Below are 11,303 nucleotides of genomic sequence, written 5' to 3'. Positions count from 1 at the left end.
GATTTCAATTATTAAAAAATAATTCCACAAAATATATTGATATATCTTCCTTTTATCCACTATAATCAAATTGTCTCTTGGCAGAACATGATAATATAGGGGGAATTTGGAATCTGTTTTACTGAAATAATAATAAAGGAGTCTGTTACATGAGCCAGCTTAGCTATATTCTCCGTACTTTAATCGTAATTATTCCTACTGTATTGATCATCGGCATTACAGTTTGTGTTGGTAATGGGCTTGAAGGCAGTGCGTTTTGGACGACCATTGGGTTTATTGTCATCCTTGGCACGCTGGCGGGAATATTATCCGCTTTTATGAACTACCGCAAATTTATTGCACCCATCAGCAAAATTAATAGATTTATTGATGAACTTGCAGATGGAAACATGTCCACAAGACTGGACGAAAAATCAGTGGGCCAGCTTGGTTCCATTGCTTCAGCTCTGAATCACACTGCCTCCGCCTGGCAGGAGGTTCTGAATAAAGTGGTTCTGGCTTCCGACGAAGTCACACAATATGCCCAGCAGCTATCATCAGGCGCCCAGCAGACCAATATGGCAACAAGCCACATTGCTGAGGTGATTGAAGAGATTGCTGCAGGGGCAGACAACCAGGTCCACGGTGTCGGAACGGCTTCCAATGTCATTATGCAGATGTCTGAAACACTGACACAGGTGGCGGCTAATTCAGAACAGGTGACAGAGCAAATCAATGATTCTCTGGAAAAAGCAAATCAGGGCGATGCATCCATTTCAACAGCAGGCTGCCAAATGAATTCCATTCATGTAAATGTACAGGACTTATCCAAGGTGGTAAAAGGTCTTGGCCAGCGTTCACAGGAGATTGGAAAGATTATCGAAGTGATCACAGGCATTGCCGCTCAAACGAATCTTCTGGCATTAAATGCTGCCATCGAAGCGGCCCGTGCAGGAGAACAGGGAAAAGGCTTTGCGGTTGTAGCGAACGAGGTCAGAAATCTCGCTGAAAAATCGGCGGAATCCACTCTGCAAATCAGCCAGCTGATCTCAAAAATCCAGGAAGAAACCCATCAGGTCGTCCAAACCATGGATACCGTCAATCATGAAGTAACAGAAGGCATGGAAGTCATGAAGGGAGCAGGGGATTCCTTCAAACAAATCCGGCAGTCTGTCAGCATGGTGACAAATCAAATGCAGGAAGTCGCTTCAGCCATTCAGCAAATGTCTGCCGGATCCCAGCAAATGGTCCAGTCCATGGATGAGATAACCCATGTGGCAAATGAATCCGCAATGGCTACACAAAGTGTACTGGCATCAACTGAAGAACAAGCTGCATCCATGGAGGAAATATCCCTTTCCGCTGACCACCTTACGGGCATGGCGGAGGATTTGAAAGAGTTGATCAGCAGATTTAAGTTATAGAGTTTAGGTCTAGGAACCTAGACTCTTTTTTACAAAAGGAGAGGAGTGATGCAGTTTGATAAAAAAGGAAAGGACAGTATCCGGCTTCATCGTAAAACTTGAAGCATTAGTAAGGAGAATGCCTGAAATGGAACCGGGGAGGGAGAGGGCCATATCTCAATTGAACAAACGCAGAGCTGGATATTCAGGGGAACAAAAGCTGGATTATTATTTAAATTTTTTGGACGAGAAAGAGTATTGGATCTATCACGGCCTTCGGCTTTCAAATGGAAGTCAATTTTTCCAGATTGATACCCTGCTTCTAACGAAAGGATCCGGCATAATTTTAGAAGTGAAAAACTGGAACGGAACCATCATCTTTGAACCCGAATTCCACCAGGTCATCCGGATCCATAACGAAAAAGAGGAGGCTTTCCACGACCCCATTTCCCAGGCTGAACACCAGAGACGGCAATTAAAAAAGTGGATGGCAGCACATGGCTTCCCGGATATCCCCGTTGAATTTGACGTTGTGATCAGCAGTCCTTCCACCATCTTCAAATCCTCATCGAAACACACCTCAAAAAAAAGTTATTCATGCCCACCGTTTGTTAAGCAAACTTAACTCCATTAAAAAATCATCTTCGATTGAGAGATTAAACGAAAAACAATTTAAAAAAATAAACCAGACACTTTTGAAAAAACATGTCGAGCATGAAATTGATGTAATGAAATTTATAAAAGTAAATCCAAATGTCATCCTTACCGGTGTGCACTGCCCAAAGTGCGGCTCGCTGCCAATGATTTACGATTGGGGGAAATGGAGATGTACTGTATGTAAAACTACTTCGGATACGGCACATCATCAAGCAGTAGAGGATTATTTTGATCTCATTAAACCGTCAATAACAAATGCTGAATTTCGCAAATTTAGCATTTGACATCTGTTTTTTCTGCCTCAAGATTACTTGGCCGGATGAATCTTCATCTAGGTGGTGAAAAGAAGAATAGATTATATTTAAAACCTTCTTAATTGTGAACTTTGCAAATAAAACAGTAAACTTGCAAACAAATCTAAAAATATGCAAAGAAAAACACCAAACTTGCAAACAAACCTAAAATTCTGCAAACAAATTATTAAAATCTGCAAACATAAGCTCCTTCCGCCATTTTTCCACAAAAAAAGCCATCCCACAGATGGCTTATCCCTCAAATTAAGCTATTCCTGCTTTCATTAACATCCCATCCAGCGGCCGTTCCATCACTGTTTCCATCCACTTGGCTGTTTCCAGTACAGCAGGAAGATCTGTCCCAGTATCCGCACCCATACCGTGGAACATATTGATCATATCTTCTGTACAAACATTCCCGACTGCTTTTGGTGCGAATGGGCATCCGCCTAATCCGGCGATGGATGAATCAAAGCGGCGGACACCCGCATGATATCCCGCCAATACATTAGCCAGTCCCAAACCGCGCGTATTATGGAAGTGAAGTCCAAGCAGAAGATCCATTCCAAAAGTATCAAAGAATGTTTCTGCCACTTTTTGGACCTGAACAGGATTGGCCATACCTGTTGTATCAGCCAGAGTGATTTCAGTACAGCCGGCTTCTAAAAATCTTTCTGCCGCTTTCAGCACGTTTTCTAATGGAACTTCTCCTTCAAACGGACATCCAAATGAGGTGCCCAATACTCCAGATACACCTTTGCCTGAAGAGGCACCGTCTTTAATTACCAGACTAAGTTCTTCAACAGCCTGTTCAACAGTCCTTTTCGCATTCCGTAAATTGAACGAATCACTTGTCGTGGTTACAACATGAAGAAAATCCACATCGGTCTTAAGTGCACGTTCAAGCCCGGACCGGCTTAAAACCAGGCCGCCATAGCGGACCCTATTTCTTTTAGGCAGTGATTTCAGAACTTCTTCTGCATCGGCCATCTGAGGAACAACCTTCGGATTGACAAAAGAAACGGCTTCTATATTGCGGATGCCGGAATCAAGTAATCTTGTAATCAGTTCAACTTTGGATTCCGTTGAGACCATTTTGCACTCGTTCTGCAACCCATCCCGGGGGCCAACTTCACAAATTTCAATCATTTTCCTTCCTCCTTCAGCAGATGAATGTTTTTGATTTGCTCCAGATGCTTCAAAACATGATCACGGCCCTGGTAAATATGTTCGTGCATCGCAATGCGGGCACGTTCGGGCTCCCGATTTTTGATCGCATCCAGGATGGTTTTATGTACCTCAAGTGATTGCTTTAGCTGAAAGCTGTTATACCAATAGAAGGACCGGAACACAATTGGAACGACGACAACCTTGGAAATGTGGAAATGAATATGCTCATTTTTGGAAGCTGCGACAATCGCTTCATGAAATTTCTGGTTTACCTGAACAATATCTTTCAGGCTTTCCATATTGGATTCCACATGCCCGCTAATTGCTTCTTCATATAAAATATTGGCACTTTCCATTTTAAGAAGGTCACTTTCTGTCCGATGTATCGCCGCCTGGCTGGCAGCGTATCCTTCGAGCAGAGTGCGCAGGTCATAAATTTGCCGAATATCATCTTTTGTAAAATGTCTTACGCTGACCCCCCGCTTTAAAGGAATAACTAGTCCTTCTGCTTCAAGCTGCCTAATTGCTTCTCTAATAGGAGTGCGGCTAATATTCATCTTTTTAGCCAATGACTCTTCAGCGAGCCGCATACCAGGGACAAATTTCCCTTCAATAATGGCATCTTTTATATATTCGTATGCATCCATAACAACACCTCAACTGTATTGTATACAAACGCAAAAATTATTACAACAAATATTCTGAAAATTTATATTAAAACTTAATCAAATCAATGTTTTTAAAGAGATTTCAGAAAATTTTAAAATTGTTATTGACTTATTGTATACAAACAATTAAATTTGTATACAAGATTGAGAAAATTTAAATATAAAAGCGCATTCAAGAAATAACAGGAGGGAATTACATGTCAGAAAAACAGCTTCCACTGCAAGATATAAGAGTTCTTGAGCTTGGCACACTATTAGCTGGACCATTTTCAGGACGTCTTCTTGGGGACTTTGGTGCTGAAATCATCAAGGTTGAACCTCCAGGAAAATCAGATCCCATGAGAAACTGGGGAAAGTCAAAGGATGGAGTTGGGCTATGGTGGCCGATTCAATCGCGAAATAAAAAATCAATCACATTAAACCTGCGGGAAGAAGAAGGGCAGCACGTTTTAAGAGAACTTGTTAAAGAAGCCGATGTTGTCATTGAGAATTTCCGCCCGGGCACAATGGAAAAATGGAATCTTTCCTACGAAACATTGTCGGAGATTAACCCCAGATTAATTATGGTCCGGACTTCCGGCTATGGACAGACTGGGCCGTATAAGCATCGTGCAGGCTTCGGCAGTGTCGGAGAAGCAATGGGGGGGTTAAGAAATGTAACCGGTTTCCCTGACAGGCCGCCATCGCGAATAGGTGTATCCATTGGTGATACACTGGCAGCACTTTTTGCGACGATCGGCTGCCTGGTTGCTTTACATGAGAGGGAGCGTTCAGGAAAGGGGCAGGTAGTCGATACAGCCCTCTATGAATCTGTATTCTCTGTGATGGAAAGCATTATTCCGGATTATCTTCTAGCAGGATACATAAGGGAAAGAATGGGCAATATTCTGCCAGGTGTTGCGCCATCCAATATTTATTTTACAAAGGATAAAACATATATCGTGATCGGCGCCAATGCGGATGGTGTGTTCAGCAGATTATGTGAGGCAATGGAGCAGCCGGAATTGGCGAAGGACCCAAGATTTTCAACCCATCATGCAAGGGGAGAGAACATGAAGCTTCTTGACTCCATGATCGAAGAATGGACTAAGACTCTCCCGGCTAAAGAAGCGCTAAAAATCCTTGAAGATAAAGGAGTGCCTTCAGGGCTCATCTATTCCGCTAAAGATATTCTGGAAGATCCCCATTATAAAGAACGGGACATGATCATCAAAGTTGATCATCCGCAGCTGGGGGAATTTCCAATGCCTGGCATTGTTCCAAAATTAAGCAGGACACCAGGGGAAGTAAAGCATGCCGGCCCTGAAGCGATGGGCAAGCATAATAACGATATTTACTCAGAACTCCTTGGGTATTCTGAAAGCAGATTAGAAGAATTGAAGAAAAAAAATATCATTTAGGAGGGCTTCAACATGGGGCGGACTCTATATGAGAAAATTTGGGATAAACATGCAGTGCTTGAGCAGCAGAATCAGCCTTCCCTTTTGTACATTGATCTTCATTTAATTCATGAAGTCACATCCCCGCAGGCTTTTGAAGGCTTAAGAATCAATAATCGCAAAGTAAGAAAGCCTGAGTTGACGGTTGCGACCATGGACCATAGCATCCCAACAACAGATCGCACATTGCCATTCAGGGATGAAATCGCAAAGAAGCAAGTCGATGCATTAGAAAAAAACTGCAGGGATTTCGGCATACAGCTTTTTGACCTGAAGAGCAGGAACCAGGGAATCGTACACGTCATTGCTCCTGAACTGGGATTAACCCAGCCAGGGATGACCATTGTATGCGGTGACAGTCATACATCTACACATGGTGCGTTCGGAGCACTTGCCTTTGGCATTGGTACAAGTGAAGTTGAACATGTTCTTGCCACCCAGACATTAAAGCAATTTAAATCAAAAACATTGGCAATAAATATACATGGACAATTGCCGTCGGGGACTACTGCCAAGGATCTGATTCTTTCAATCATTGGAAAATATGGACATGATTTTGCAACAGGATATGTGGTTGAATATCGCGGCGAAGCCATCCGGAAATTAACGATGGAAGAGCGCATGACCGTCTGTAATATGAGCATCGAAATGGGAGCGAGGGCTGGACTAATTGAGCCTGACAGCAAAACCTTTGCGTTTTTGAAAGGAAAACAGGCGGTTCCTGAAGGAAATCTATGGGGAGAAGTTCTTGAAGAGTGGCAGCAATATTATACAGATGAGGATGCGAAATTTGATTTGACCGCTGATTTCAATGCTGCTGAAGTCATCCCGCAGGTTACCTGGGGGACGAATCCAGGCCAGGTTGCCGGCATTACAGAAACTATCCCGAAACTTGAAGATATGTCTGAAGATCACGTGCGGCCGGCAATAAAGGCACTGCAGTATATGGGGCTGGAACCGGGAACACCGATCACCGAAATAGGGATTGACAAAGTCTTTATCGGCTCCTGTACAAACAGCCGAATTGAAGATCTCCGCAAGGCTGCTAAAATCGCACACGGTTATAAAGTTGCGGAACGTGTGGAAGCCTTAGTTGTTCCCGGTTCACAGCTAGTAAAAAAGCAGGCAGAGGCTGAAGGGCTTGACCAGATTTTTATAGAGGCCGGTTTCCAATGGAGAGAAGCGGGCTGCAGCATGTGCCTGGGAATGAATGAGGATTTGGTTCTTCCTGAGGAGCGCTGTGCATCCACCTCAAACCGGAACTTTGAAGGCAGGCAGGGAAGGAATGCCAGGACCCATTTGGTCAGCCCGGAAATGGCAGCGGCTGCAGCGATTGCCGGGCGGTTTACAGATGTGAGGGAGTGGCCAGTTAAGGAAAGAAAGGAGGTCAGTTTACAATGAAATCTTTTACGAGATTTACAGGCATCGTTGCTCCGCTTGATACGGCAAATGTTGACACAGATGCCATTATCCCGAAGCAATTTCTTAAAAGTATTGAAAGAACAGGGTTTGGCAAATTTCTTTTCTATGAATGGCGATATGAAAATGACAGGGAAAAACCGGATTTCATTCTAAATCGAGAACCTTACCGAAATGCGCCTATACTGCTGACCCGCAAAAATTTTGGATGCGGCTCATCCAGGGAGCATGCACCATGGGCGATTGCAGAATATGGAATAAAAGTAATCCTGGCTCCATCATTCGCAGATATTTTCTATAATAATTGTTTCAAAAATGGGATCCTGCCAGTCGTTTTGCCCGATCAGGATATAGAAATTCTTTTTCGGAATACCAGAGAAATACCCGGCTATCAGATTAGGGTCGATTTAGAGAATCAGAGAATAGAAGATTCTTTTGGATACATGTCAGAATTCGAGATAGGCTCCTATCGAAAAGATCAGCTGTTACAGGGATTGGATGAAATTGGAGCGACCCTTCAATCATCTCAAAATATACACTCCTTTGAATCATCACATAAGATCTACTACAAGCTGGGTGCCAAAAATTAATAATAGGGAGGCAGTCGAATGGAAGACAGAACGATAAAAGAACCTATTCGAAAAAAATGGATTTGGATAGTCCTCGCCATCATAACACTTGGCGTAGTACCCTGGTATTTTCCGGATGCTGCAGCAGAGCCTTATATTCTCGGGTTTCCGTTATGGGCATTTATCTCTACAGCTTTTTCCATTATCATGTGCGGGTATTTAAGCTGGCTATGTGTTAACGAGTGGAATATCGTGGAGGACCAGGAAGAAGCCGAAAGAGCAAAGGGGGATAAATCATGAATGATTTAGCATTTGCAGGCACAGATGGGATCATTATTTTATCAGTCTTTGCCATAATCATGCTGCTAATTGGTTACCTGTCTGGCAGAGGCGAGAAGAACCTTCATCACAGTCTTTCAGGGTATTATCTTGCCGGAAGGAATCTCGGTTTTATTGCACTTTTCTTCACCCTGTATGCAACGCAATATAGCGGAAATACTATTGTCGGCTATGCACCGACGGCCTATCGGACAGGTTTCTCATGGATACAGTCCATCTCGTTTATGACAATTATTATCGGAATCTATTTACTGTTTGCACCAAGGCTATATGTCATTGCGAAGAAAAGAAATTTTGTAACACCTACTGACTGGATCGATCACCGCTTTAAATCAAAGGCAGTCACACTGCTTAGTATTTTTCTCATGCTTTGGGGGCTTGGAAACTATCTATTAGAACAGCTGGTAGCAATCGGACAGGCTGTATCCGGAATGACGGGCGGAACCATTCCATACCAAATTGCTGTTATTGTCTTCGTTGCTGTCATGCTTGCCTATGAATGGATGGGCGGAATGAAGGCGGTTGCATTCACAGATGTTATGCAAGGCATCGTACTGATGATCGGCATCATTGTCTTTCTTATCGGTGGCTTGTACCTGGTAGGCGGAAATTTCTCTGAAGTTACCCGGTATGTTGCAGAAATGGAGCCTGCAAAAACGGCTGTTCCTCCTATGGAAGTAAATATCAATTGGTTAAGCATGCTCCTGCTGGTTGGACTTGGAGCAAGTATTTATCCGCATGCTGTTCAGCGGATTTATTCCGCTCAAAGTGAAAAAACACTAAAAAAATCATTTGCCCGCATGGCATGGATGCCGCCCATTACAACAGGACTTGTATTTATGGTGGGCATCATTGGAATCATGCTTTTTCCCGGCCTTGATAAGACAGGTTCTGAGCAGCTCGTAGGTTTGATGGCCAATGAGATTGCTGCCATTAATCCATTTTACTACTGGATTATGATCATTTTCTTTGGGGGCATTGTGGCGGCCATTATATCAACAGCGGATTCAGTGCTGCTCAGCTTTTCATCGATGCTCTCAAATGATGTATATGGGAAATTCATCAATCCTAAGGCATCTGAACATAAGAAGGTTATGGTCGGGAAAGTATGCGGAATTTTTGCCATCATCTTTCTTCTGTGGATTGCCTGGAATCCTCCGGGAACCCTTTATGAAATTTTTGTATTGAAATTCGAATTGCTGGTTCAGGTTTTCCCTGCTTTTGTACTTGGATTATATTGGAAGAGTTTATCAGGCAGGGCTGTTTTCTGGGGAATGCTTACAGGCGCCATATTAGCCGGATTGCTTACATGGACAGGCTATAAAACCATCTATGGAATTCATGGCGGCGTTCTGGGACTAGGGCTGAACTTCTTAATTTGTATTGCAGGAACCCTCTTAGCTCCAGCAGTTTCAAAAAACAAAGTGCTGGAGGAAGATTTATCAGCAATCAATTTAAAGGCCTAAGAGCCAAAAAAGAGATGATTGATTATGAGCAATTCACTGGCAAAAAAAGAATTTGCCTTAACTGAAAATCCATGGCGAATGTTATTGTTTCTATTGCTCTCACAGCTGATGGTAGCATTTGTCGGCAGAAGCATTGGACCGCTGGGGGTTTTAATAGGGGAGGATCTGTCCTTGACCAAGTCGCAAATTGGCATGCTCCCGGCGGCTCTCTTTTTGGGCCAGGCGATCATTTCGGTTCCTGCCGGTTTTCTGGCTGACCTTGCAGGATCCCGTAAATTATTGGTTCTGGCATCAGCTTTAATGGGCCTAGGCTATCTTTTCATGACTATGCTTCATGAATTTTGGCTTGTTCTGTTATTGATAATCATCGGAGGAATAGGGTATGGATCCATGCATCCGATAACAAACAGGGGCATCATTTATTGGTTTCCGCTTAAAAAGCGGGGCACCGCAATGGGAATAAAGCAAACAGGCATCACGGCAGGATCTGCTCTGGCAAGCTTGATCCTGCTTCCTCTTAGTGTCTCTTTCGGCTGGAGATTCGTATTGCTGATCGCTTGCCTTCTATTATTGGCAGGAGGTTTTGTCTCCTATCACTTTTACCGTGATCCGCCGGAACTGGAACAGGCAAAAAGCAGCAGCATGAATATACTCCAATTTTACAGATCAATGTTCAAAATGTTTAAAAATAAAGCCTTGATGCTTATCAGCTTCAGTGCTCTGGGCCTAAATGGAACACAAATGTGCTTAAATACGTATATCGTCTTATTTGCGTATGAACAGCTGAAGATTCCAATCATCCTATCTGGACTGCTATTGGTTATATCAGAAGTTTTCGGAACGATTGGAAGGCTTGCATGGGGTATAATCAGTGACAGGCTGTTTGATGGCAAGCGGGTTATCATTCTAATGATCATCACTATTATTACAGCATTGGCCAGCGCGGCAGCGGCTTTCATCAGCTCAGCCCCATTTTGGGTAATCGCGCCTATAACTGCTCTGTTTGGATTTGCTGCTTCAGGCTTCAATGGCATCTGGATGAACCTTGCAAGTGAGCTGGTTCCAAAAGAACAAGCTGGCATCTCAAGCGGAATTAGTATAACACTTGGCTCAGCCGGGGCCATAATTATTCCCCCGCTGTTTGGCTATATCGTGGATCAGACCGGTCAATTCTCTTCAGGCTGGATACTCATTACGGGCATGATGGCTATTGTGTTTACCTTGTTGACCACCTTATCTATTATGAATAAAAAGAATAATATTGTTATTTAATGGAAAAAAGGAGTGATTCCAAGTGGAATTTACACCCTCAGAACTTGGAGAAAAAGATGTTTATAAATTATTAACCGGATCGGTTGTGCCAAGACCAATTGCCTGGGTATCCACTGTGTCGGAGGAAGGTGACCTGAATCTGGCACCTTTTAGTTTTTTTACCGTAGCTTCCAGGAATCCTCCCATGCTCTGTATTTCTATTGGTCCTGGCGTGGGCGACAGGGAAGGAACAGAAAAAGATACATTGGTCAACATCCGGGCGACAAAAGAGTTTGTCATCAACGTGGTTCCTGCACCATTAGGAAACCAAATGCAAAAAAGTGCAGAGAATCTCCCGAGTAATGCTGATGAGTTTGAAGCGGCAGGGCTTTCGGCTGCTGAAAGTCATTTAGTCGCACCTAAGAGGGTAAAAGAAGCACCAATCCATATGGAATGCAAGCTGGAACAGATAATTAAACTGGGAAGCGATCATCTGATTATCGGGAGAATGGTACATTATCATATTGATGATGAGTACTACCTCGGTAATTATAAAGTGAACTTAGAAAAACTGCAGCCGCTTGGGAGGCTGGCAGGAAACTATAGTGAAAGCAGCGATTTCTTCAAGCTGCCAAGATAATTATTCCAAT

Annotated in this window: 11 protein-coding genes; 9 read left to right on the top strand and 2 right to left on the bottom strand. The window is 43.3% G+C overall.

Annotation, left to right across the window (positions count from 1 at the left end; translation table 11 throughout):
• The first annotated feature begins 149 nt into the window (after window positions 1-149).
• Complete coding sequence (locus tag BFI01S_RS05870; protein ID WP_061791774.1) at window positions 150-1,403, top strand: methyl-accepting chemotaxis protein; 1,254 nt, start codon at window positions 150-152, stop codon at window positions 1,401-1,403.
• Between the two features lie 55 nt (window positions 1,404-1,458).
• A complete protein-coding gene (locus BFI01S_RS05865; RefSeq protein WP_235831113.1) occupies window positions 1,459-2,007 on the top strand; it encodes a nuclease-related domain-containing protein in 549 nt (182 codons plus the stop codon).
• 589 nt (window positions 2,008-2,596) lie between these two features.
• On the opposite strand, the gene BFI01S_RS05855 is transcribed toward BFI01S_RS05865, so the two are convergent.
• Together BFI01S_RS05855 and BFI01S_RS05850 are read right to left on the bottom strand one after the other, a co-directional pair.
• Complete coding sequence (locus BFI01S_RS05855; protein WP_061791773.1) at window positions 2,597-3,481, bottom strand: hydroxymethylglutaryl-CoA lyase; 885 nt, start codon at window positions 3,479-3,481, stop codon at window positions 2,597-2,599.
• Window positions 3,478-4,149, bottom strand: coding sequence for a GntR family transcriptional regulator (locus BFI01S_RS05850; RefSeq protein WP_061791772.1), 672 nt, complete (start codon window positions 4,147-4,149; stop codon window positions 3,478-3,480). Before BFI01S_RS05850 ends, BFI01S_RS05855 begins: the two co-directional genes overlap by 4 nt.
• 218 nt (window positions 4,150-4,367) lie before the next feature.
• Between BFI01S_RS05850 and BFI01S_RS05845 the strand changes: the two genes are divergently transcribed.
• From BFI01S_RS05845 to BFI01S_RS05815, 7 genes are read left to right on the top strand one after another with little or no spacing between them, the layout of a single operon-like run.
• Complete coding sequence (locus BFI01S_RS05845; protein ID WP_061791771.1) at window positions 4,368-5,570, top strand: CaiB/BaiF CoA transferase family protein; 1,203 nt, start codon at window positions 4,368-4,370, stop codon at window positions 5,568-5,570.
• A 12-nt stretch (window positions 5,571-5,582) separates the two neighbouring features.
• The gene (gene leuC / locus BFI01S_RS05840) at window positions 5,583-7,010 is read left to right on the top strand and encodes a 3-isopropylmalate dehydratase large subunit (protein ID WP_061791770.1); all 1,428 of its coding nucleotides are present in this window, start codon (window positions 5,583-5,585) and stop codon (window positions 7,008-7,010) included.
• Window positions 7,007-7,618 carry a 3-isopropylmalate dehydratase small subunit gene (gene leuD, locus BFI01S_RS05835; protein WP_061791769.1) on the top strand — a complete coding sequence of 204 codons (612 nt, stop codon included), beginning with the start codon at window positions 7,007-7,009 and terminating at the stop codon, window positions 7,616-7,618. The genes leuC and leuD overlap by 4 nt, the downstream gene beginning before the upstream one ends.
• An 18-nt stretch (window positions 7,619-7,636) precedes the next feature.
• Entirely contained in the window at window positions 7,637-7,897 is a 261-nt protein-coding gene (locus BFI01S_RS05830) for a hypothetical protein (RefSeq protein WP_061791768.1), read from the top strand.
• A complete protein-coding gene (locus BFI01S_RS05825) occupies window positions 7,894-9,402 on the top strand; it encodes a sodium:solute symporter family protein (protein ID WP_061791767.1) in 1,509 nt (502 codons plus the stop codon). Before BFI01S_RS05830 ends, BFI01S_RS05825 begins: the two co-directional genes overlap by 4 nt.
• A 24-nt stretch (window positions 9,403-9,426) precedes the next feature.
• On the top strand, window positions 9,427-10,674 hold the full coding sequence (locus tag BFI01S_RS05820) for an MFS transporter (protein WP_061791766.1): 1,248 nt from the start codon (window positions 9,427-9,429) through the stop codon (window positions 10,672-10,674).
• A gap of 22 nt (window positions 10,675-10,696) precedes the next feature.
• Window positions 10,697-11,293, top strand: a complete 597-nt coding sequence (locus tag BFI01S_RS05815) for a flavin reductase family protein (RefSeq protein ID WP_061791765.1) — start codon at window positions 10,697-10,699, stop codon at window positions 11,291-11,293.
• The last annotated feature ends 10 nt before the right edge of the window (window positions 11,294-11,303 follow it).

Source organism: Cytobacillus firmus NBRC 15306, from assembly GCF_001591465.1.
In the GTDB taxonomy this organism is placed as follows: domain Bacteria; phylum Bacillota; class Bacilli; order Bacillales; family Cytobacillaceae; genus Cytobacillus; species Cytobacillus firmus.
The sequence above is the reverse complement of the archived record's forward strand: the minus strand, read 5'-3'. Positions and strand labels throughout refer to the sequence as shown.

Bases quoted from the DNA above. Each gene is read 5' to 3' on its own strand.
- leuD (WP_061791769.1), top strand. From the start codon at position 7,007: ATGAAATCTTTTACGAGATTTACAGGCATCGTTGCTCCGCTTGATACG.
- BFI01S_RS05825 (WP_061791767.1), top strand. From the start codon at position 7,894: ATGAATGATTTAGCATTTGCAGGCACAGATGGGATCATTATTTTATCA.
- BFI01S_RS05850 (WP_061791772.1), bottom strand. From the start codon at position 4,149: ATGGATGCATACGAATATATAAAAGATGCCATTATTGAAGGGAAATTT.
- BFI01S_RS05830 (WP_061791768.1), top strand. From the start codon at position 7,637: ATGGAAGACAGAACGATAAAAGAACCTATTCGAAAAAAATGGATTTGG.
- BFI01S_RS05870 (WP_061791774.1), top strand. From the start codon at position 150: ATGAGCCAGCTTAGCTATATTCTCCGTACTTTAATCGTAATTATTCCT.
- leuC (WP_061791770.1), top strand. From the start codon at position 5,583: ATGGGGCGGACTCTATATGAGAAAATTTGGGATAAACATGCAGTGCTT.
- BFI01S_RS05845 (WP_061791771.1), top strand. From the start codon at position 4,368: ATGTCAGAAAAACAGCTTCCACTGCAAGATATAAGAGTTCTTGAGCTT.
- BFI01S_RS05820 (WP_061791766.1), top strand. From the start codon at position 9,427: ATGAGCAATTCACTGGCAAAAAAAGAATTTGCCTTAACTGAAAATCCA.
- BFI01S_RS05855 (WP_061791773.1), bottom strand. From the start codon at position 3,481: ATGATTGAAATTTGTGAAGTTGGCCCCCGGGATGGGTTGCAGAACGAG.